Source organism: Microbacterium pollutisoli (assembly GCF_053586795.1).
Window position 1 is genome coordinate 436,212 of the sequence record NZ_JBNYWT010000002.1, and the last position, 21,369, is coordinate 457,580.

Below are 21,369 nucleotides of genomic sequence, written 5' to 3' on the forward strand. Positions count from 1 at the left end.
CGAAAGGCGCAAGATGACACTGCGCGGCTTCGTTACCCTCACAGTGCAGTGCCCCGCATACCGATCCAGATCACGCCCGTCTTGCGGTCCCTCGTAGGCTCGAGTTGTGTCTGAGTCCAAGGAATCACCGGAGCGGGTGGCGGCGGCGATCAACACCCTGAGCGCGTTCTGCGGTGCCCGGGATGTGCCGGCACTGACCCGCGAGCAGCTTGATGCTCACTACGGCTGGGATCAGGCGGACGTCGTCATCCTCTTCGGCGGGAGCCTGCTCAGCGGTGTGGCGACCCTGGCAGCCGCCATGCGGGCGAACATCGCACGCACGACGATGATCGTCGGCGGCGAAGGCCACACCACCAGCTCGCTGCGTGCAGAGAGTGCGCGAGCACTTTCCGGTTCCGAACCGGCGGGCACGACGGAGGCCGAGATCTTCCAGCACCACCTCGGCGCCAGGTTCGGTCTGCAAGTCGACCTGTTGGAACGGGAGTCGACGAACTGCGGCAACAACGTGACCAACGCGCTGCGCATCCTCGAGGAGCGCACCCTGCCTCACGATCGGGTCGTCCTGATCCAGGACGCGACCATGCAGCGCCGGATGAGCGCCGGCTGGCAGCACGCCGACCCCGGCGCCGAAATCGTGAACTTCGCGGCCGGTACGGCGCACGTCACCGCCACCGACGACGGCGAACTCCGCTTCGCGAACGCGCCGGACGACATGTGGCCGATGGAGCGATTCGTGTCGATGCTGCTCGGCGAGGTGCGGCGCCTTCGCGACGACGATTCCGGCTACGGCCCCCGTGGAACCGGATGGGTCGTACACGTCGACATCCCACCCGCCGTGGCGGAGGCCGCCGCGCTGCTCGGCACGCTCGACGCCTTCGCGCCGGGCAGCGCAGACCCGAAGTGGAGTTCCCGGTAGCCCATGAGCGTGCGCAGCGGCTGATTCGAGAAGATTGAGGACCCCAGCGCGAGGGCTCACTCCGTGGCGACGAGGTCCTTGACGTAGAAGAGCGAGTCTCCGTGCCTCGCGTCGGGTTCGGTGCGCGAGGTCTGGACGAAGCCGAGCTTGGCCATGACGCGTCGCGAGGGTGCGTTCCAGTCGCGGACGGTCGCCCACAGCCGGGTGTGTCCGAGCGACTCGGCCCAGCCGATGATCCCCTGCCCAGCCTCGGTCGCCAGCCCCTGACCCCACTCGCTGCGAAGGAACTCGTAGGCGAGCTCGGGCTCATCATCCGGGCCATGGACGTTCGCGACGAGACCGCAGTAGCCGATCGCCTCACCAGTGTCCTTTCGGACGGCGACCAGCAGGCCAAGCGACGGTGACGGATCGTCACGCCGGATCCAGTCCTCGAGGTCCTCGACGCTCGGGCGCCCGTCGGCCGTGACGCGGCGGTGCGGGGGAACACGAGGGTCGCGCTCCGTCCACAGCTGCCGCTGCATGGCGGCGTCAACCACCAGCCACCGGCGCAGCAGCAGGCGGTCCGTCTCGAGCACCGTGCTGCCGTCCGGCGGCGCCGCTGGAATGCTCATGTCGACCATGGTGCCTCATCGCACCCCAACCAGTCCGCGAAGCCCGCCGACCAGGATGGCCGCGCACACGAGCGGGCTCAGACCACTGCAGGCTTATCGTCGACGGTCCCGCCGCCGAGGTTCCCGCCAGCGGGGTGCTCTGCTTCTGAAGCCGAAGTGGCTGCGTGTCACACATGACGCGGCTGCCTCGTCACGGGCATGCCTCGTTCGCGGACACCATAAACAGCACGGCATCCGTTCTGGTTCAGCATCACTCGCGTTGATACGCTTGGGGGAAGCACACCCGCATCCAGGAGCACACCGCCGTGTCCGACCTCACGACTCTCTCTCGGCTCGATCTGAACCTGCTCGTCTCGCTCGACGCGCTGCTCACCGAGCGCAGCGTCACGCGTGCCGCCGCGCAGCTGCACCTCAGCCAGCCGGCGCTCAGCGCGTCGCTCGCGCGGCTGCGTACTCACTTCGGCGATGAGATCCTCGCCCGCAGGGGCAACACGTACGAGCTGACACCGTTCGCGCAACGGCTGACCGAGCACACCGCCGCCGCCCTGCAGGCCGCCCGTCGCGTGTTCGAGAGTCAAGCGACCTGGGCGCCGACCGAATCGACGCGCGAGTTCCAGATCTACGGCTCCGACTACGGCATCGTGACGGTCGGCAGCGTCGTCTCGCGCCTCGCCGCCGAGCGGGCGCCGGGCGTGCGGTTCCGGTTCCTGCTGCACAACCCCACCATCGTCGACGACGCCTCCAGCCGACTGCGCGGGGTCGACGGGATGATCATCCCCCACGGCCCGCTCTCTGACACACCGTTCGTCGACCTGTGGCGCGACGACTGGCTCGCGGTCGTCGACGCCGACAACGACGAGGTCGGCGACCAGTTGACGATGGAGCAGCTCGCCGACCTGCACTGGGTGATGACGTTCCAGTCGCGGTCCGCGTTCACCTCCGCTGCGCGCCAGGTACAGCAGCTCGGCATCGAACCGCACGTCGACGTGGTCATCGAGAGCTTTCTCACCCTGCCGCATTTCATCGCCGGCACCCGTCGCGTGGGGTTCATCCAGTCGGCGGTCGCCCCGCTCGCACTGCGGTCTGCCGCGGTGCGCACGGTGCGCCTGCCCTTCGACGCGGATCCGCTCATCAACGCACTGTGGTGGCATCCCGTCCACGCGCGCGACCCCGAGCATGCGTGGCTGCGGGAGCTGTTCGTCGAGGCGGGTGCGCTCGTGCAGGCCGGCGCGCACGGCGACTGAGCCGAGGCGTCGCCACGCGGGTCCGCGTCACGCGATCGGCGTGTAGCGGAAGTCGCGGAACCTCGCGGCACCGGATCCCGCCGCGTACAGCGAGGGCCGCAAACTCAGCAGGTCGCCGGTCGTATTGACGTGGTAGCCGCTGGTCTCGTAGCGGATCGCGTGGCGCGTCCATTCGCCGGCGGGCTCACGGTACCAGCCGGTCACGATGTGCCGGTCGTTGCGCAGGCGCAGCTGCAGGCGCCGCACCGCAGGCGCCGGTTCGCGCCAGTGCGTGCGGATGCCGCCGGAGTAGCTCAGCATCCGCTCCCCGTCGATGCCCATGCCGCAGAACAGCCGGCCGTTGAAGAACAGCAGCAGTCCCGCCTCCACCTCGCCGGCAAGGTCCACATCGACCTCGACCTCGTAGGCGTGGTCACCGGTCAGCATCGCGAGGGGTGACGTGTCGGCCGGGCTCGACCCGCGACCCTGCAGCACAAGACCGTCGCCGTCGGCCGTGATCCGCTCAGCCTCAGCCACGGTCGGAGCATGAAACGCCCACCGCTCCCCCAGCCGCAACGGCGCGAACTCGTCGTTGAAGGCCGTCGGCGCCGCCTGGGGCGCAGCTCCCGCGGGCGCGTCGAGTGCGCCACCGACGTCTGAGACGGCGGCGTCCGGCCAGTCGTCGGCGCTCCAGCGGATCGGTTCAAGCAGAATCTGCCGGCCGAGCGTGCGGTACCCGTTCTCGTAGCCGTGCGAGACCATCCACCAGTCGTCGCCGTGGCCCGGCACGAGCGTCGCATGCCCGCGCGACCACCACTGCTCATCAGCCGACTCGGTCCGCGCGATCGGGTTGCGCGGGTGGTTTTGCCATGGGCCGTGCACCGAGCGCGACCTCGCGACGATCACCATGTGTCCGGTCGGCGGACCCGCGGTGCCGCCGACCGCGCTCACGAGGTAGCACCAGCCTCCGCGCCAGAACAGCTTCGGCCCTTCCAGCGCGTAGGCCTCGGTGATCCACTCGTCCGGGTAGCGCCAGCCGTCGTAGACCTGCTCGATCTCGCCGACGGTGGCGAGTCCGTCATCGGTCAGCCGCACTCGCCGGATGCCGCTCATGAAGAGGTACCGCTGGCCGTCCTCCCCCGCGACGTGACCCGGGTCGATCGCCCCGCGGATGCCGAGGTCGATCGGCTCGGACCACGGCCCCGCCATCGAATCGGCGTGAATCACGAAGATCGACGCGTCGGTCAGCGCGGACCACGGCGCCGGAATGAACGGGATGTAGATGAAGAAGCGGCCGTCGTGCTCGGCGATGTCGACGGCGAAGGTATTGCCGATCGGATGCGGCAGCGCCGCCGTCACGTGCTCCCAGTTCACGAGGTCGCTCGACCGGTACAGCAGGAGCCCCGGCGCCGCCTCGAACGAGGAGTACGTCATCCAGTATTGGTCGCCGACCTTGATGATCGCGGGGTCCGGCCGGTCACCGGGGAGGATCGGGTTGCGGAACGTCGTCATCGGCGCACGATCCAGTCGGCCACGACATCGATCGTCCGGGCAGCTCCGGCGTCGCCCGGGTGGTCGATGTGCCCGTGTTCCGCGCCGGCCTCCAGGTGGAGCTCGACGGGGATGCCGGCTGTCTGCAGCGTTGCCGCGAGCGCCTCGCCGGAAGGTCGCAGCTCATCGAGTTCGCACACCACCACGAGCGTCGGCGGAAAGCCGTGCCCGTCGTCGAGCCCCGCGAATGCCTGCGGGTCGTGCAGTGCCGCATCCGATCCTGCGTAGTTCAGCGCGAGCTGCCCGTGCGGCGATGCCGGGTCGACGTCGGCAGACGCGGCGGGCGCGTTCGGATGCACCACCGGGTACACCTGCACCAGCGCCGACGGCAGCGACTCGCCCGCGTCACGCAGCCGCACGACGGCGCCGGCTGTGAGCGCCGCACCGGCGCTCGCACCGCCGAGCACGAGACGCGAAGACGCGACACCCAGCAGTTCCTCCGCCTGCGCGACCGCGAACCCCCACGCCGCCAGCACATCGTCGGAGGGCGCCGGATAGTGCACGCCGCCCAGGCACTTGCGGTAGTCGACCGACAGCACCGGAATGCCGCGGGCGGCCAGTTCGCGTGCGACCCAGTTCGACTCCGGCATGTCGAGATGCCCGCCGATGAACGCACCGCCGTGCACCCAGACGAGACCGGCCCCCGTCGGCGTCGCCGAACTGTCACGGTAGGCCCGCACCGGGACGGTGCCGCCGGCACCTGTGACTTCGGCATCCACCGTCTCGACAGCCGCCAGGTGCGGGAATCGTGCGACGAGCGATGCCGTGTGAATATCGGTGCGCGGGTCGGCGGGCTCACCGTGCGCGGCGAGCCACGCGAGCGCCTCGGGCACCGGCAGCCGCCGGAAGTCGGGCAGGTCGTCGCTCGTCACGCCGGCTGCACCTCGCGCATCGTCGCACGGATGAGGTCGTGCTGGCGGCGCACCAGCAGCAGCGGGTCGACCTCGCCGAGCTCGGCGAAGGCGTGGCCCTCCCATTCGCTCGACCAGAACCCGCGATAGCCACCCTCGACGAACACCCGGACGAGCTCGGGGTAGTCGATCGCCGGCTCCTGGCCCGACTCGTCGATGTCATAGAACTTCGCGTGCACGTGCAGGATCTGCGGCATGATGTCCGCCCACTCCCGCGGGTCGACATGACCGTGCATGTTGAAGGCCAGGTGGGCGAACGAGCCGAGGCGCCCCGGGTCGAAGTCGCGCCCACGGAGGTAGCCGATGAACTCCTCCTGGCGCTCGCGCATTGAGGCATCCGTCGCCCAGATCTCCTGCAGACGGGCCACCGCCTCCTCGTCCAGCCCGGCGCGCGAGACGGCACGGAGCAGGGTCGGGCTCATCGCGTGCATCGTCGAGGAGAAGTCCGCGACGAATCCCAGCAGCGGCGAGTCCAGCTCGGCGTAGGTCTCGCGGACCTTCATGATCGCCTCGTGATTCGGGCCCATCGGCGCGTGGATCTCGTAGGCGAGCTTCAGCCCGTCGCGCTCGGCGATCGGCAGAAGCCGTCGCAGCAGCTCGGGCTTGGCCGACTGGATGCGCACGAGCGGGAAGCCCAGCTTCTTCGCCCCCTCGAACATGAGCTGGGAGAACTCGAACTCCTCGTCGGCGGTCATGTCGCGGTCGCGACGCCTGCCCATGTCGAGGTTCGCTCCGAACGAACTCGCGATGAACCCGTGCCGGTCGAACGCCGCGCGCCAGCGTGTGACGAACTCATCCGAAACCACGGGATAGGTCGGCACCATCTGCGAGGCGACGATCTCGATCCCCGGTCCGATGCCGAGCTCGGCGACCCGGTCGAGCAGTCCGTCGAAGTCGAACCAGCCGGCGCGGAACTCCGCGCTCGCCGAGTACAGCGTCAACCCCAGCCGGAAGGGGTCATGCTCGGTGGCCGGCGGCGCCGCGGGAACATCCCGAACCATGGCGGGGGCCGGGGCATCGGCATCCGTCACCGTGAGCGTGTACACGTCGCGGACGACATTCGGCACGTACATGCCGGGGCCGCCGTCCTGCCCGGGGGCGATTTGCATGTACGGCAGCCGGAGCTGGCCGAGCAGCACCACGTCGTGCTCCTCGCCCAGGGCCACCGGAGTCTCACGCTGTGCGATCAGCAGCGGATGTTCCTGCAGGAACCACAGTCGCTCACTCTGCTGCGGCAATTCATCGAGCGCATAGGTGCGGTCGCCGAACTCCACGCGCAGGTCCTCCTGCGCCACCGCTTCGCCATCGACGGTGAGTTCGAGGCTCGACACCGACGATAGCCAGAGGCTGCGGTACCACGGCAGCGTGAGCCGCAGCGCGAGGCCGTCGGGATGCGGGCGGAGGCTGTCTTCGTGGATGAGTCCGTTCGGCATGTCTGCGTCTCCTGTCTCAGAGCGTGTCGGCGACCTGGCGCATGAGCGAGTGCTGCCGGCGCACCTGCTCGATCGAGCGCCACGGGATGCGCTCGCCCTCGTACTCGCTGGAGAGGTAGCCGGTGTATCCGGCATCCTTCAGCGCACGCAGCACCGGCTCCCACGGGATCTGCTGGTCTTCGAGCGCGTCGTCGATGTCGTGGAACTTCGCCTGGATGAAGACGACGTGCTCGATGATGTCGAAGACGTCGGCGGGGTCGACGCCGATGCCGTCGAGGAAGTCGGGACGACGTCCCGGCAGTTCGCCCGGCCGCAGCGGAATGGGCCGGTCCTGGAAGATGCCGGTGTCCAGCAGCAGTCCGAAATGCTTCGTGCCGGTACGGCGGATCAGCTCGATGTAGGCGTCGACGACCTCGTGCTTGATCGGCGTTGGCGAGTGGATCTCGGGACAGATGACGACGTCGAGCTCTTCGGCGAGCGGGAGCGACGCCTCGACCACCTCGGTCCAGATCGGATGCGGGATGAGATCATTCGACACCACGCCGATCTTCGGGCGCACGAAGCGGAAGCCGAGCCGCTTCGCCAGACGCAGGTCGCGCTGCAGAGCGGCGGCACCCTCGTCGACGGTCATATCGCGGCCGTTCTCGCCGCTGGAGTGCAGGCGGGTGTCGATCCAGGAGCCGTAGTTCGTGGGCTCGAGGCCGTACGCAGCGAGCAGCCGGAACCAATCGTCGACCCACTCCTGCGGCGGGTCGGGGTAGTTCGGCACGTGCCCCTCGCCCAGGATCTCCACACCCGTGGCGCCGAGGTCGGCGATCGACCGCAGCGCCGTCTCGAGATCCATGTTCGTGCCGTAGTCGCCCATGTAGCTGTACAGCGAGACGCCGTAGCGGAAGGGCGTGCCGGCCGCCTCGGGCGAGAGCGTGACGTGCTTGCTCACCTGGTAGCGGCTCGGCTGGTGCTCCTGGGGGATGTACGACATCCGCAGGCGCAGGTCGATGGAGAGCTCATGGATGCCGTCGGGAAGTCCACCGGGCAGCGGGACCGTGATGATGGCCGCGTCTTCGAGCTGCCAGCGCACGCCGCCGCTCTCCCACAGATCGGCAAGCGTGTATGTCTTCCCCTGCAGTGTCCACGTCGGCACGGCAGGGGCGACGTCGACGAGACCGGGGATGCTGACGCCGATGCCGTCGATGAGGTTCGCCGCCATGCCCCGGTACGACGGCATGCGCACGCGGAACTGGAAGCCGGTGATCTCACCGCCGTCACGCACGTTGCGGAAGCCGACGGACTGGATGAGGTCTCGCTCGAGAAGCATCTTCGCTTCCTCCCTGGGATATCGATACTTTCAGCCTAGAGGTCTTAAGTGATAATTAAGCATAAGAAACATTTATGTCGACATAAGGAGCGGTGCTGCCGGGAGGGAGAGTCGTCGTCAGATGGGCGCGCTTACGATGTGGCCGCGGCGTCCGCGCGGGCGTGGCGGCTTCGGTAGCCTCGGTGTGCGAAGCAGATATGATCGAATAGGTGCGGCCGCTCGCGCCTGGCCGAACAACTGAAGAAAGCAATGTGTGCACTGACGTGTGCACCAAGCCTTGACCGGGTCCAGGACCCAGTGTTTTCAAGGCTTCGGGGCTGTAGTTCAATGGTAGAACTTCTGCTTCCCAAGCAGACAGCGCGGGTTCGATTCCCGTCAGCCCCTCCACTTACGAAACGCCCGATCAGGGCAGGTTTCCATCGCCCGCAACTTCGAGCCGAATGACCGCCTCCAAGCCCTGCCGTGCCATAGACGTGCCAGTAGGCCGCGCGAAAGCACCCCCGGCGAGCGCATCCATCGCCCCCGCGAGCACCGCATTCCGCTCCTCGGCCGCGTGCTGGTAGATGAGCGCAGCGCGGGCCGTTCGGTGCCCGGCGCGCGCCATGAGTTCGCGGGTCGTGCCCCCGGCCTGTGCGGCGAGCGTCAGCCCCGCGTGGCGCAGGTCGTGCACGTGGAACTGCCCGAGTCCGATGCCGCGGGCCGCCTTCCGCCAAGCGTGCCCGAGCGCGTTGCCGGTGATGGGCTCGCCGTCCTGGCGAGGGAACAGGGGCGACTTCGGGAACCCCGTCGTGCTCGCGAGGTACGCCTCCACCTCGGCCGCGATGCTCGGCGGCAACGTCACCGTGCGCGCCTCACCCGTCTTCGTCGCCGTCGCGATGCTGCGGCCGCGCACGTAGATGTGCTGCCGCTCGACCCGTAGCGCGCCGTTCGCATAGTCGCCGCGCTGGAGGGCGACCAGTTCGCCGACCCGCAGGTGCGCGCCGAACGCGACCCTCACCGGCAGGTGCCACTTCTCCGGCATAGCGGCGACGATCGCCGCCAGACTCTCGGGCGACAGGTACGGGCGTTCGGGATCATCGACCTGCCCGGCCCCGTCGATCTGGCACGGGTTCTCGCTGATGAGCCGGTCGCGCACCGCAGCGTTGAGGATCGTGCGGAGCAGGCTGTACGCCTGCCGCAGTCGCGCCTCACCGGTCGCGCCGGGCCGGTTCCTCACGGCCTTCGCGAGCGCCTTCCTCGTGCGGGCGTACCAGGCGCGCACGTCGGCGGGGGTAAGGGCGGAGAGGGCGCGGTCGGCGAGCCCGGCGAGCGGCCCCGCGAGGAGGTCTTCGTACAGGGCTTGCGTCTTCGGGGCGAGTCGCCCGCGGGTGCCACCGTTCGCGACCCACTCGGCCGCGTACTCGCCGAACGGTCGGAGCCCGGCGCGGTGGTCGCGGTAGGTGCCGCGCATGCGGTCGGCTCGGACGGCCGCGAGGTGGTCGAGAGCGTCGCGCTTCGTGTCGAACGTGCTCGGTGCGCTCATGGGGCGGCCCGCCGCGTCGGGGTATCGGGCTTGCCAGCGGCCGGAGGGCAGTTGCCGCACCGAGCCGAACGATGCGCGGTTCTGCTTGCGTGCGCTCATCGCCGGGCCTCCGTCTGCACGCGCAGGTCGATGCCGTTCCCGGTCGCGTCGCGCTCGGGGCGCCAGATGTTCGACCGCAGCGCCCTCGGGCTCAGCACGTCCTCGGCGGCGACCATCGCCGGGGATGCGTTCGCGAGCAGCACGCCTAGGCGGTTGGGCTCGGTGAACGGCGATCGCGGCACGGGGTTGCCCTCACGGGCGAGGAGCGCCGCGTGCGCCATGTCGTCGGCGACCGTCTCGTTGAGTTCGCTGGCCGCACGCTCGCCCTCATCGTCGGCGTACGCCTGCACCTGGTCGCGCAGCGCCGGGAACTCGCCGACAAGCCGCCGCACCACGCCCACCGCGTCTAGGTACTGGCTCCACCCATTGCGCACAGTCGTGAGCGCTGCCGCCGCGTCGCGTAGCCGCGCCATGCCCTCGACCTCGGGCATCCGCGACGGCCCCGCGGCGAGCGCGTCGGCACGGACGACGGTGCCGCCGAGGTCGACCTCCTCGGGCATCGCGAGCAGATCGGCGACCGTCACCCCGAGCACGTCAGCGGCCGCGAACAGGTCGGCGGTGCGGCAGGGCTTCTCGCCCTTCTCGACCTGCCAGACGGCGACGTGCGACCAGCCCTTGCCGATGCGCTCTCTCATGCGCTTGGAGAACTCCTCTCGGCTGTAGCCCCTCGCCTCGCGCCAGTCGCGGATGCGCTCGCCGAGTGCGACGTCGGCGGCCCGCGGTGTGTCCATCGCTACGTTTTCCATAAGCCCCACTCTATACCCGTAGCGATCCCCCGTAACGTGTGCAACATGCCGAACGAACCGGGAGGAATAGACATGACGAACGACCTGCAAGCGCACGCCGACCTGGCAGACGAAATCCTCGAACCCCTGCGCCAGCCGCTGACGCTCGCCGACGTGCGCGACCGTGCCGTGCTTCGCATCGAGGAGGCCGCCGAGGTGATGGGCGTCTCCCGACAGGTCGCCTATCGCGAGATTCGCGCCGGGCGGTGGCCGTCGATCCGGCTCGGCCGCTCCGTGCGCGTACCCGTGCCTGCGCTTCGCCGCGCACTCGGCGACCTCGAAGACTGAGCCCGCCAATGACCATCGCCGGGGGCGCACCTGCGCTCGACGTCGACGGGGCGCGGCCTGCCGTAGCCCTGGTCGCCGCACTCCCGCGCGACTGGCCGCTGAATGCCGCTGACCGGCTCGTACTCATGGCGCTCGCCTGCGACTCGTTCGACGGGCTGACGAGCGCGCCCGGCTATGAAGCGCTCGCCGACTGGACGGGCATGCAGCGGTCGACTGTCGTGGGAGTTCTCGCCCGGCTCGCGAAGCCGCAGACCGACCGCGAGGGGCGCCACCGGCCCGCGCTGATCGCTCGCGAGAACAGCACCCGCGGGGGCCGCTACCGCACAACGTGGCGGCTCCTCCTGGAACCGGTCGGCGCCACCGACCAGTTGCCTGCCGAGCCTGTGGATAACTCGCCCCAACCGGTCGGCCGCACCGACCGGCTACCGGTCGGGCAACCGGTCGGCGAACCGGTCGGCGCCACCGACCGCTCCCTAACCCTTTCCCGGGGGGTTACCCCCCTACCCCCCGGCCCGCTCCGAGAGCGGTTCGAACGACTCGCGGCAGACCGCCGCCTGCCCATCGACGTGGACGAACTGATCGCGCATGCGCACCGGCTCGGACACGGCGACCTCGATGCGGGATACCGCGAGGTCGATGAACGCACTGTCGCAACGCTCGACGGGGCTCGCGACCGCCGCGCGGTGCTTCGCTCTCGGCTCGCCGCACCAGCACCCCCACCAGCGCCGCGGCGAGCGCAGCGTGCACACGTCCACGACTTCGACCCCGGATCCGGCTACTGCGCCGGGTGCACCGTCCGTAACGACGCCCAGGAGGCAATCGCATGACCGACCTCGACCCCGCCGAGCACGCTCTCGGCGACCGCCCCGCACCTCGGCGGCTGAACAAGGTGCAGCGCGCCACGCGCCGCGCTGAGGCGATCACCCTGCGCCGGGCAGGTGTGCGCGTCGATACGATCGCCGAACGGCTGGGGGTGTCGCCTCGCACCATCCAGGCGTGGCTCCACGAGGCGATCGCCGACATTCCCCGCGAGGCCGCCGACGACCTGCGGATGCTCGAACTCGACCGGCTCGACGCGCTGTTCGCGGCGCAGTACCGGGCCGCGCTCGCCGGGGACGGGCAGGCCGTCGACAAGTGCCTCAAGGTGATGGAGCGTCGCGCCCGGCTGCTGAACCTCGACGCGCAGCACGCGGCCGGGCTGGAGGCCGTTGGGTCGCTGCTCGATCGGCTCGTGAACGGGGAGGCGTGAGCATGGTCTACGCACCGCCCCGCCCGAGCGACCTGCAAGCCGCGTTCACTCGCAAGCGCCGCACCGTCGCGCGATACCGCGACGTCGTGAACGGGCTCGACCGGGCCGACGCCGACGCCGTGACCGCGTATGTCGCCGCGCTCGCCGCCGAGTGCGCCGCCCTGCGTGTCCGTGCACGGCAGGCGACTGAGGCGCTGGAGCGAGCGGCCCGCGGGGGTGCCCGATGAGCGCCACGACCTACCGCAGCGTGCACGGTGCCCTCCGACGGGCTCACGGCCCCGCCAGCGGCTACGCCTGCGCCGCCCCCGACTGCGACCGGCAGGCGACGGATTGGGCGCTCTGCGGGGAGCCGACGCGGCTCGGCACCGTCTCCCCCGCGAACGACCGCGCGGTGGTGTGGAGCACCGAGCCGAGGGACTACGCGCCCCTCTGCCGACGGCATCACCGGATGCTCGACGGTGGCGGCGACCTGACGTTCTGCCCGGCAGGCCACCACCGCGCCACGTTCGGCACCACGAACAGCGGCGAGTGCCGCGGGTGCGATCGCGACCGCCAGCGCCGCCGCCGCGCCTCCAAGACCACCCCGCACCGCGGGGACACCGGCCGACCGGCCACAACCACAGAAGGGGGTCACTCGTGACCATCGACCTCGCAGCCCTCGCGACTGCACAGAACGCCTACCTGCACGCCCTCTCCGGGGTGCTCACCATCGATGACCGCAACCTGTCACCCCACGGAGTGCACGAGCGCCGCCGCACGACCATCACGCAGGCGCAGGAGGCGCTGAGCGCCCACCTCCCGGCCGAACTCCCCGAGGTCGACCGCTCGCCCGCCCTCGACCCTCTGCGGCCCACCACGGCCGACGGCGTGGCCGTCCAGGCTCGCGAGTGGCGGAAGGTGGAGGCGTTGCTCGCCGCGGGCCGCAACCTCGGTCGCATCATCGCGAACGCCGACCGCGACCGGCTCGCCGCGATCGCCGACGGCATCGAGGTCATGCCCGAGGTGCTGAACAGCGCCGACGGCGAGCGCATCGCCGAGGAGGTGCGCGGGGCGGTCTTCGACCGTCTGGTCGCGCTCGGCGACGAGGAGGCCGTGCGCATCGCTGCCGAGGAGGCCGCCGCCGCTCCCGTGCTCGCCGCCCGCGCCTACCTGGTCGACACCCTCGACCGGGGAGCGCCGGGGTACGACGGGCTCGCCCCCATCCACGCCGTCGACCCGACCCTGTACGCCCTCCTGCGGGACGGTGCCGCGCAGCACGACACTGCGGCGATCGAACGGATGATCCGCGACGTGCGCGTGGCCGATGAGCGGGCCGGTCTCCCCCGCTCCGAGCCGTGGCGCACCGCCGGACCCGCCGAGGTGCACGAGGTCGCCTGACGTGACACCCGAGGGGCGGTCACCAGCGCTGTGGCCGCCCTTCCGCACGTCCGGGCACCACCACCGCGGCGCAACACTGCCGACGCCCTCACTGGGCGCTCAGGGCCGCTCGTCGGCCTTCGGCATCAGCCGCAGGTGGCGTACCGCATGCGCCTCCCTCGGCGACCCCAGCGCGCTACGCCAGATCACCCGCTCCTCCACGTCGTATCGACCCGGCCCGGCCGTGAACCCGATGACCCCGGGCGTCTTCCACGGCCCCGATGCTGCAACCTTCGCGTCGTAGAACTCGCGCACACCAGGCACCTCGACCGCGACCGTATCCCCGTGCCCGACCTCCTCGGCCTGCCCCATCGCGAGCGTGCCACGGAAGCGCACCTGCACGACCACCCCGACGGCGACGTGGAGGCCGATGTTCGTCACGACGTACACCCCAGGCTCCGTCCACACCCCATCCCACCGGACATCGTGCTGCTCGATCGCCCGCGCGTCGGCGTACGCGACGACCTCAGCCGACTCCTTCGCGATGCGGTTCGCCTCCTCCGCGATCGCATTCCCCTGCGCGGCCGCGTCGGTCGCCTTTCGGGCGCGCACGTAGCCGAGGATGCCGAGCACCAGCCCCGTACCACCGAACACGACCGCCGCGCCCGCAGCCACCCACGCGGCGACCGCCGCCGACACCTCAGCATCCATGACCCTGACGGTACCGGTCACGTCCGACAGTTCGCGTACCAACCTGCCGACCGCCACCCCACCACCCAAGCCCGAGCATTGTGCAACGTCCAGGCGATTGCGCGCCCGATCGACCGCCCTGAGCCGTGCCAGATTCGTGCCATAAGGGGCCGATTCGGGATGGCACGGCGCGATACGGGGCGAAACTGCCCCCGTGCACGCGCCCCGAAAGACGCGGCAATCCGGGGGTGCTCAACATCCCTGCCGACTGCTTCCCAAGCAGACAGCGCGGGTTCGATTCCCGTCAGCCCCTCCACTGTCAGGTATCAACCTAGGTTGGACTTTCTCAAGGTAGTTCGGACTGGCGCCAGACCGGCTCAATCCCTGAGATCGGCAGCACCGCTGTCCGGAGCAAGCGCCCCGTTCTTTGCTCGGAAGCCTTCGGCAGCAGACGGTCGGCCGATGATTCGCGACGACAAGATCGACGTCTCGCGCGACCACGAAAGAGGGCTAGCGGTACCAGCTCTACCCAAGCGAATCACTCGGGCAGGGTGATGCCCGAGATGATCAATTGCTCGCGTTGCAGTTCGAGAGCGTCGGGAGTGCTACCCCAGATGTTGACGGCCATGCTGTCCTTTACGGACGCGATCCCCACGCCAGGAACACCCCAATTCACAAGGTAGTAGCCCTCGACGTCGACACCCTCGTGCACTTCGACCTCACCGACAGCAGGGATTGCGAAGGAGAGTGACTCGGAGATCTGGACGGAGGAGCCTTCCAAGTCGCAATCGGGCGCGCGGTCAGAACCCATCTCATCGACGTCGATCGTCGTTACAGGGCACGGAGCCAGCTCGTCCGGGCCCGGAGGAACGTCCACGCCGATACCTCCGCCAGAGCACGCAGTGAGCAGCCAGACCGCCGCGACGGCTACCAATGCTCGCGACGATCGGCCATCAATGCTCATAGGATCACGCTAACCGCAACGCGTTGGTGTCTCTCGGGTGTGACAGGTTCGGCACGTGGAGATGCTCGGATTAGCCTCCAAGCTCCTCGCGCCACGGAAGGTCCGCCCCTCGGCGACTCACCGTGACCGCGGCGGCGTTGACGCATCGTCGGAGCAGCGGCTCCAGGTCCTCTGCAGGCGCGTTCCAGTCCTCAAGTTCTGCGAGAGACGCCACAAGAGACGCCATGAAAGTATCGCCGGCGCCAACCGTGTCGACGACCTCTACCTTTGCTCCGGGCACACGCACGCGACCATTGCTGCTGGCGATAACCGCGCCCTCGCCGCCCTCGGTGACGGCAATGATCTGGGGCCCAAGCGACATCAGCCTTTCTATGACCGCGTCGATGGGCAGGCCCGGGTAGACGTACGCGGCGTCCTCGTCACTGAGTTTCACGGCCGAAGCGATCTTCGCCAGCTCCTCCACGCGCCCCCTCACATCGGTGCCCGCGAGCAGCGCCGGGCGGATGTTGGGGTCGAAGGTCACCCGCTGTCCGCTCGCAGCCGCCAGCCGGGCGAGTGCCACGACGTCGCTTGCCCCCGGCTCCAGGAAGCACGCGATCGATCCCACATGCAGGATGTCGTGCCCGCCTGATGCCGTTCCTGGGAGACTCCATTCGATGTCGAAGTCGTACGTGGCGCTTCCGTTCGGACCGACCACCGCGCGCGCTGTGGATGTCTTCTCCAGACAGAGAGATTCCGGCAGCACGGAGACACCAGACTGCGCGAGGTGCTCCATGATGCGGCGGCCGCGGTCATCGCCGCCGATCGCGGTGAGCAGTTCGACGGTGACGCCGAGTCGCCCGAGACCGAGTGCGACGTTCGCGGGTGAGCCGCCGACGATCTCCTTGCCGTCGACGATGTCGATGAGAGCCTCACCTACGACGAGGACACGTGACGTACTCATCGGGCCAGTCCATATACCGAGCAGGTGTCAGCCTCGACGATGACAGCGAGGTCGTCGCCAGCTGGCGACAGGGCACACGCGAAGATCCCAGCGTCGGAACAGACCTCGAGGATGGGCCCGTCGAGGATGATCCGCACCGACCCGTCGACCGGAATCTGCACCGTCTCCTCACCGGCCGAGACTTCCAGCTCGCGGCCCCGGCGCGTCAGTTCGAGGAGCGCCTTCCCGCCTGACTCGACACGAAGCGGGCCGTCCACGGCGTCCCACTCGATGTCAGCCGCCAATCCCGACACCCGACCGTCGCCCAACCTCTGCGTACGGTGCGCCGCGACGTCCGGGTGCGGACGGGCGATGAGTCGATCCTCGGTGGCCTCGAGGCGATAGGGGATGCTGTGCGCGCCTGCCCAGCCGTCTCCGCCGATTCCGCGGAGCCAGAACGTGAGTGCGGGAGCCCCCTCCTTGTCTGCGAAGAGCGAGGGTGCGTACAGGCTCGGCCCCCACGTGAGCCGTTCCCACCGCTGCGCATCGAACCGGCCATCACGGAACACGCCGGTGGCATACGCCGCGTAGTGCAGCTCGTCCGCATCCCAGATCGACGACACCATCACTGCACGATCATCAAACGTGAAGACCTGCGGGCACTCCCAGAGCGCTCCCGTCCACACGGGATCGCGTTCGGTGGTGTGCCGTTCGAGCGCCACTCCGTCGTAGTCCCAGGCGTCCAGGTCTTCGGACACGTATGTCAGTGCCATTGCAGTGCCGTCGCGGCCTGCAGCTCCGACGAACATGCGCCAGCGGTCGCCCTCCTTCCGGATGAACGGATCGCGGTAAGCGATGAGGTCGAGGCTCTCGGGCGCGGTAACGACGACGTCGCCCTTCGTCCACGTATCCCACGATGCGTCGTCTGGGCGCGCAACGCGCACCCTGCCGATGCCGAAGTCGGGCGTCGACACGGCGGTGTAGAAGGCGCGTGCCTCCGAACCGTCCTTGACGATGCAGCCGGTCCAGATGCCGTCGTCGCCCTCACCCGGTTTGAGCGCCACGGGTCGCTCCTGGAGGCTGAGCAGATCCGTCCCGCTCGCGTGGCCCCAATGACAGTTCGGCGCCCAGACGGTGGAGTCCGGCACGTGCTGGAAGAACACGTCGTAGCCGCCATCGCGGGCGGTGATGCCGTGGGGATCGTTGATCCATCCGGACGCGGGCGTGAAGTGGACAGCGGGGCGCATGTGCTCTCTTTCGGCGTGGAAAAGCGAGAGGGCCCGGGCGCGAGTCTGCAGAAACGTTGCGGGCCCTCTCGCGGTCGTGGGGGTCTATGAGGGCGGGGCGACAGACCCGCGATGGATGACGGGTCCGCGGAGCAGAGCCGTCGGCGTCGCAGCGGTCGCACCGTCGATCTGGTTGAAGAGCTGCTCGGCGGCCCACACGCCCATGTCGTAATGGGGCAGCTCGATCGTCGTCAGGCCGGGGTGGATTCCGTCGGCGACGAATTCGTGGTTGTCGAAGCCCATGATCGACACGTCCTGCGGGATCCGGAGACCGAGTTCCGCAGCGGCGCGGTACGCCCCCATGGCCAGCCGGTCGTTGAAGCAGAAGATCGCCGTCGGCCGCGGCGAGCGTGACAGCAGGGCCACCGCTGCCTCATAGCCGCCCGCGGGGTCGGTCTGGGCAGTCGCGAGCGCGAGCGCGCCGGCCGGGATGCCCGCTTCTTCCATCCGCGCCGTGAAGCCGGCGAGCCTTCCGGAGGAGGCGGGGATGTCATCGATGTTGTTGATGAATCCCAGTCGCCGGTGTCCTGCCCCGATCAAGACGTCAGCGGCGTCCCGTCCGCCGGCGACCTCGTCGGGGGCGACCCACGGAACCCCGGCGGTGGTGCATTCGGCGTTCAGGATGACGGTGGGCACGGACGCCAGTTGTTCGGGCAGCGCGAGGTCGCGGTGGAACATCGACGCGTAGAGGATGCCGTCCACCTGCCGCCGCAGAAGCTCCTCGATCTCGCGCGCCTCGACATCGCGCTGGTAACCGGTGGAGACCACGAACAGCACCGCGTCGCGAGAGATCGCGACTTCCTGCGCACCGAGGACGAGTTTGCCCGCGAAGGGAGTGGTGACGATCTCGTCGCCGATGAGCCCGATCGAGTTCGAACGCTGCGTGCGCAGAGACTGGGCGAGACCGTTGGGCACGTAGCCGAGGCGCGCGGATACCTCCTCGATCCGCTGACGCGTCGCGGGGTTCACCCGAAGTCCCGGCACGTTGTTGAGGACGTGCGACACGGTGGTGATGGATACGCCCGCCTCAGCAGCCACCTGCTTGATCGTGACTCGCTTCTGCTTCAAGGTCTCATCTCCATTCGGGGTCGGCGGCGACCCGTCGGCTTGCTACGCACCGACCGACGGCGTGGCGCGGACAGCGTTCGCAGACCTGTCTACGGCAACCTGGCCGTGGGTGCCCGAGTCGAGCACCGTATTGCCCGTGGAGGCGGCGTCGATCTGCACCGTGGTGACGGCGAGGCGACGATCCGCGCCCGTCTCCAGCAGGGCTCCGACCTGGGCCTCATAACAGGAGTCGTTGGCGGCGGCGCTGATGTTCTTGGCCACTGTGTGGTTGTTGGACACGAAGTTGCCGATGCCTTCCGCGATGCGGACGATGACGGGCTTCACTCCGGCCGGCGTGACATCGTTCGCGTCGACCACCTCGGAGAAGTGGTTCCCGATGATGCTGTTGTCGCTGCCGTCGACGTGCAGGAGGCCGAAGTCATCCGTGGTGCCGTTGTCGACCCCGAAGAACGGTGTCCAGGGCTCCCGGTCCCGAAGGAGGTGGTTGGCCGACACGAGGTTCTCGGAGCTGCCGCCGGTCAGGCGCACCATCCCGGGATAGAAGGAGTGCAGCCGGTTGGCGGTGACGGTCGACCGCGTGACGCCGTGCAGGTGCACGCTGCTGCGGCCGCGGGGGAAGACGTTGTTCGCAGCGATCAGCAGCCCGCCGTGGTTCTCGGCATAGATGGAGTGGCCGGCTGGCCCGGCGCCGATGAGGTTGTCGGTGATCTTGGAAGCCTGCCCCCATCCGCGCAGCTCGATGCAGCTGCCGCATTCGGCGACGAAGTTGTCGTGGATCGAGAGCGCGTCAGCGTTGCACATGACGACGGCGTTCTCGAGGTAGACGAAGCCCATCCCGTTGATGCGGACGGAGTCGTTGGCCGTCGCCGCGTAGATGCCCGTCTTGCCGTTGACGTAGGAGTTCTCCGGGTTGCCGTCCGCAGCCGAGCCGGTGAAGTGGAGGCCGTCGATGCAGAAGCCGGAGAACTCGACGGAGCTGATGCGGGGATCACCCTCACGCGCGACGACGAAGGCGGCCCCCGCGGAGGGGTCGTCGCTCTCTGCCGCCGGCAGGTCGACGAGCACACGGCTGCCGCCCGGCCAGAGCTCGTGCAGCGCTGGCCAGTCTTCGGCGGGCACGTTGAAGCGGATGCTGGACGACGTGAAACCGTGACCCGAGCCCTGGATCCTCACGAAGCTCATGTCGATCCGCACCTGCGTGCGGAGACGGTAGTCCCCGGGCGGGATGTGGATCACCGCTCCCGGCTTTCCGCCATCACAGACGTCGTTGCGGTCCTGACGCTTCTTGACATCGGCCAGGATGCTGTTGATGACGGCTCCGATGTCGTCGTGCGGGTCGCCGTGCTCGCCGCTGGTGACGACAAAGGTGCTCTCGCTAGTCATGTCATGGGCTCCGATCGGGTCAGCCCTTCACCGCACCGAGCGTGAGCCCGGCGACGATGTGGCGCTGGAGGAAGAGGGTCAGGATGATGACCGGGACCGAGTAGACCGCGGCCAGCGCGGTCATGCCACCCCAGTCGAGCCCGAACTGGCTCTGGAAGTTCGCGATGACGACGGGTGTCGTCTGCGCACGCACCGATGTGAGCAGCAGCGAGAAGAGGAATTCGTTCCACGAGGCGAGGAAGGCGAAGATCGCGGTGACTGCCAGTCCCCCCGACACCACAGGGAGTACCACGCGGATCATCGCTTGAAGCCGGTTGCATCCGTCCATCTGGGCCGCTTCGCTGAGCTCGTCCGGTACGGCCTCGAAGAAGCTCGCCATGAGCCAGATCGACAGCGGCAGCGAGATCGTGGTGTGCGCAAGCGCGAGCCCGAAGGACGTGTCGGTGAGCCCCATGCTTCGCATGATCTCGACCAGCGGCGCGCCGACCGCGATCGTCGGGACCATTCGCGTGACGAGCGCCGCAAGGATGAAGACGCGGCCGGAGGGTGTGCGGAATCGCGTGATCGCGTATGCCGCGGGCACCGCCAGGACCAGGCTCAGACCGGTCGAGATCAGAGCCGTGACGACGCTGTTGATGAGCGCGGCATCGACGCCCTGGCGGGTGAGCGCCGACACATAGTTCTCGAGCGTCCACACGGTGGGGACGACGCTCGGCGGAACCGAGATCGCCTCCAAGGGAGTCTTGAATGACGTCAGCAGCAGATAGACGAACGGGAACCCGTACAGGACCAGCGTCGCCGCGAGCAGCGCCCACAGGAGGATGCGGCTGCGCCCCCGTGTTTCGAGAGGATTCATCGCGCACCAGCTCCCGGTCGCCAGATCAGAAGGATCGCCGCGATGGACACAGCGAGCATCGCCAACAGGTAGAGGGTGCCCATGGCACTGGCCAGCCCTGGATCGCCGAATCGCGTCATGGTCCGGTAGATGAGGAGGCTCAGGGTCGTTGTGCTGCCCTGCGGTCCGCCGTCGGTCTGAATGAGGATCACGTCGAACGCGCGGGCCGCGTCGATGCCGCGCACGATCAGCGCGACGGCGATCACGGGGCGGAGCAGCGGGACGATGATGTTGAAGAGGATGCGGGGATAGCGCGCACCATCGAGCCGAGCAGCCTCGATGATGTCGCCCGGGATGTTCTGAAGCCCGGCGAAGAGCACGAGAGTGATGAACGAGGTCGTCAGCCAGATATCGGGGATGGCGACGGAGAAGAGCGCCAGGTTCGGGTTGCTCAGCCACTGCACCTGATCAGGGCTGGAGAGGATGCCGACCTGGAAGAGCAGCTCGTTGATGATCCCGAAGTTGTCGATGAGCAGGAAACGCCACAGCAGTCCGGCCACGACGGGGGCGATCATCAGCGGGTACATGAAGAACGTGCGGAAGACGGTCGAGCGGCTCCCCAGAGCCGTGAACAGGAGGGCGACGGCAAGCCCGAGGGTGAACTCCATCGCGACGACGAAGAAGGTGTAGACGAGGGTGCGCACCGATGCGGAGGTGAACGCCTCAGATGCGAATGCGGCGATGTAGTTGTCGAGACCGATGAAGGTTCGGCCCGCTCCGGCGAACGGGGAGATCTCGAAGAAGCTGTCGTAGACGAACCGCAGCAGCGGCCAGAGGACGAAGGCCGCGAGGAAGAGAGCTGCCGGAAGCATGAGCAGCAGCGCGAACCGGCGGTCGCCGCGCTCGCGGCGACCGAGTCGTCGGCTCTTTCCGGCCGTCGTCGGGGTGGCCGGAGCCAC

The 21,369-nt window shown here is 68.8% G+C and carries 23 protein-coding genes and 1 tRNA gene; 9 read left to right on the forward strand and 15 right to left on the reverse strand.

Annotated features, from left to right (window positions below):
• Positions 1–136 precede the first annotated feature (136 nt).
• Positions 137–916 (forward strand): hypothetical protein, encoded by a 780-nt coding sequence (locus ACQ143_RS06890; RefSeq protein WP_449569965.1) that lies wholly within the window; start codon positions 137–139, stop codon positions 914–916.
• Between the two features lie 56 nt (positions 917–972).
• Here ACQ143_RS06890 and ACQ143_RS06895 read toward each other — a convergent pair whose 3' ends face one another.
• Positions 973–1,527 carry a GNAT family N-acetyltransferase gene (locus ACQ143_RS06895; RefSeq protein WP_449569966.1) on the reverse strand — a complete coding sequence of 185 codons (555 nt, stop codon included), beginning with the start codon at positions 1,525–1,527 and terminating at the stop codon, positions 973–975.
• A gap of 305 nt (positions 1,528–1,832) precedes the next feature.
• Here ACQ143_RS06895 and ACQ143_RS06900 point away from each other — a divergent pair, with 305 nt between their 5' ends.
• Positions 1,833–2,771: a LysR family transcriptional regulator gene (locus ACQ143_RS06900; protein WP_449569967.1), complete on the forward strand. Its 939-nt coding sequence runs from the start codon at positions 1,833–1,835 to the stop codon at positions 2,769–2,771.
• A gap of 27 nt (positions 2,772–2,798) precedes the next feature.
• Here the strand turns inward: ACQ143_RS06900 and ACQ143_RS06905 are convergent, their stop codons facing one another.
• From ACQ143_RS06905 to ACQ143_RS06920, 4 genes are read right to left on the reverse strand one after another with little or no spacing between them, the layout of a single operon-like run.
• The gene (locus ACQ143_RS06905) at positions 2,799–4,262 is read right to left on the reverse strand and encodes a family 43 glycosylhydrolase (protein WP_449569968.1); all 1,464 of its coding nucleotides are present in this window, start codon (positions 4,260–4,262) and stop codon (positions 2,799–2,801) included.
• Positions 4,259–5,173, reverse strand: a complete 915-nt coding sequence (locus tag ACQ143_RS06910) for an alpha/beta hydrolase (protein ID WP_449569969.1) — start codon at positions 5,171–5,173, stop codon at positions 4,259–4,261. The genes ACQ143_RS06905 and ACQ143_RS06910 overlap by 4 nt, the downstream gene beginning before the upstream one ends.
• Positions 5,170–6,645: a C-glycoside deglycosidase beta subunit domain-containing protein gene (locus ACQ143_RS06915; protein ID WP_449569970.1), complete on the reverse strand. Its 1,476-nt coding sequence runs from the start codon at positions 6,643–6,645 to the stop codon at positions 5,170–5,172. Before ACQ143_RS06915 ends, ACQ143_RS06910 begins: the two co-directional genes overlap by 4 nt.
• 16 nt (positions 6,646–6,661) lie before the next feature.
• Entirely contained in the window at positions 6,662–7,963 is a 1,302-nt protein-coding gene (locus tag ACQ143_RS06920) for a C-glycoside deglycosidase beta subunit domain-containing protein (protein ID WP_449569971.1), read from the reverse strand.
• Positions 7,964–8,276: 313 nt separating this feature from the next.
• Between ACQ143_RS06920 and ACQ143_RS06925 the strand changes: the two genes are divergently transcribed.
• Positions 8,277–8,350 (forward strand) — tRNA-Gly (locus tag ACQ143_RS06925).
• A gap of 16 nt (positions 8,351–8,366) precedes the next feature.
• Here ACQ143_RS06925 and ACQ143_RS06930 read toward each other — a convergent pair.
• The gene (locus tag ACQ143_RS06930) at positions 8,367–9,584 is read right to left on the reverse strand and encodes a tyrosine-type recombinase/integrase (protein WP_449569972.1); all 1,218 of its coding nucleotides are present in this window, start codon (positions 9,582–9,584) and stop codon (positions 8,367–8,369) included.
• Positions 9,581–10,330 carry a helix-turn-helix domain-containing protein gene (locus ACQ143_RS06935; RefSeq protein WP_449569973.1) on the reverse strand — a complete coding sequence of 250 codons (750 nt, stop codon included), beginning with the start codon at positions 10,328–10,330 and terminating at the stop codon, positions 9,581–9,583. Before ACQ143_RS06935 ends, ACQ143_RS06930 begins: the two co-directional genes overlap by 4 nt.
• A gap of 72 nt (positions 10,331–10,402) precedes the next feature.
• Between ACQ143_RS06935 and ACQ143_RS06940 the strand changes: the two genes are divergently transcribed.
• The 6 genes from ACQ143_RS06940 to ACQ143_RS06965 are packed head-to-tail and all read left to right on the forward strand — an operon-like array spanning position 10,403 to position 13,283.
• Positions 10,403–10,657, forward strand: coding sequence for an excisionase family DNA-binding protein (locus tag ACQ143_RS06940; protein WP_449569974.1), 255 nt, complete (start codon positions 10,403–10,405; stop codon positions 10,655–10,657).
• Between the two features lie 8 nt (positions 10,658–10,665).
• The gene (locus tag ACQ143_RS06945) at positions 10,666–11,484 is read left to right on the forward strand and encodes a hypothetical protein (RefSeq protein WP_449569975.1); all 819 of its coding nucleotides are present in this window, start codon (positions 10,666–10,668) and stop codon (positions 11,482–11,484) included.
• On the forward strand, positions 11,481–11,906 hold the full coding sequence (locus ACQ143_RS06950) for a helix-turn-helix domain-containing protein (protein ID WP_449569976.1): 426 nt from the start codon (positions 11,481–11,483) through the stop codon (positions 11,904–11,906). Before ACQ143_RS06945 ends, ACQ143_RS06950 begins: the two co-directional genes overlap by 4 nt.
• Positions 11,907–11,908: 2 nt before the next feature.
• On the forward strand, positions 11,909–12,133 hold the full coding sequence (locus ACQ143_RS06955; protein ID WP_449569977.1) for a hypothetical protein: 225 nt from the start codon (positions 11,909–11,911) through the stop codon (positions 12,131–12,133).
• Positions 12,130–12,546 carry a hypothetical protein gene (locus tag ACQ143_RS06960; protein WP_449569978.1) on the forward strand — a complete coding sequence of 139 codons (417 nt, stop codon included), beginning with the start codon at positions 12,130–12,132 and terminating at the stop codon, positions 12,544–12,546. Before ACQ143_RS06955 ends, ACQ143_RS06960 begins: the two co-directional genes overlap by 4 nt.
• Positions 12,543–13,283: a hypothetical protein gene (locus tag ACQ143_RS06965; protein WP_449569979.1), complete on the forward strand. Its 741-nt coding sequence runs from the start codon at positions 12,543–12,545 to the stop codon at positions 13,281–13,283. The genes ACQ143_RS06960 and ACQ143_RS06965 overlap by 4 nt, the downstream gene beginning before the upstream one ends.
• A gap of 99 nt (positions 13,284–13,382) precedes the next feature.
• Here ACQ143_RS06965 and ACQ143_RS06970 read toward each other — a convergent pair whose 3' ends face one another.
• From ACQ143_RS06970 to ACQ143_RS07005, 8 genes are all read right to left on the reverse strand, one after another.
• Complete coding sequence (locus ACQ143_RS06970; protein WP_449569980.1) at positions 13,383–13,973, reverse strand: hypothetical protein; 591 nt, start codon at positions 13,971–13,973, stop codon at positions 13,383–13,385.
• 517 nt (positions 13,974–14,490) lie between these two features.
• Entirely contained in the window at positions 14,491–14,916 is a 426-nt protein-coding gene (locus tag ACQ143_RS06975) for a hypothetical protein (RefSeq protein WP_449569981.1), read from the reverse strand.
• Positions 14,917–14,986: 70 nt separating this feature from the next.
• A complete protein-coding gene (locus tag ACQ143_RS06980) occupies positions 14,987–15,859 on the reverse strand; it encodes a carbohydrate kinase family protein (protein WP_449569982.1) in 873 nt (290 codons plus the stop codon).
• Positions 15,856–17,085, reverse strand: a complete 1,230-nt coding sequence (locus tag ACQ143_RS06985; RefSeq protein ID WP_449569983.1) for a glycoside hydrolase family 32 protein — start codon at positions 17,083–17,085, stop codon at positions 15,856–15,858. The genes ACQ143_RS06980 and ACQ143_RS06985 overlap by 4 nt, the downstream gene beginning before the upstream one ends.
• Before the next feature lie 84 nt (positions 17,086–17,169).
• The gene (locus ACQ143_RS06990; protein ID WP_449569984.1) at positions 17,170–18,192 is read right to left on the reverse strand and encodes a LacI family DNA-binding transcriptional regulator; all 1,023 of its coding nucleotides are present in this window, start codon (positions 18,190–18,192) and stop codon (positions 17,170–17,172) included.
• A gap of 42 nt (positions 18,193–18,234) precedes the next feature.
• The gene (locus tag ACQ143_RS06995) at positions 18,235–19,575 is read right to left on the reverse strand and encodes a NosD domain-containing protein (RefSeq protein ID WP_449569985.1); all 1,341 of its coding nucleotides are present in this window, start codon (positions 19,573–19,575) and stop codon (positions 18,235–18,237) included.
• Between the two features lie 19 nt (positions 19,576–19,594).
• The gene (locus ACQ143_RS07000) at positions 19,595–20,431 is read right to left on the reverse strand and encodes a carbohydrate ABC transporter permease (RefSeq protein WP_449569986.1); all 837 of its coding nucleotides are present in this window, start codon (positions 20,429–20,431) and stop codon (positions 19,595–19,597) included.
• Complete coding sequence (locus tag ACQ143_RS07005; RefSeq protein WP_449570145.1) at positions 20,428–21,282, reverse strand: carbohydrate ABC transporter permease; 855 nt, start codon at positions 21,280–21,282, stop codon at positions 20,428–20,430. Before ACQ143_RS07005 ends, ACQ143_RS07000 begins: the two co-directional genes overlap by 4 nt.
• Positions 21,283–21,369 lie beyond the last annotated feature (87 nt).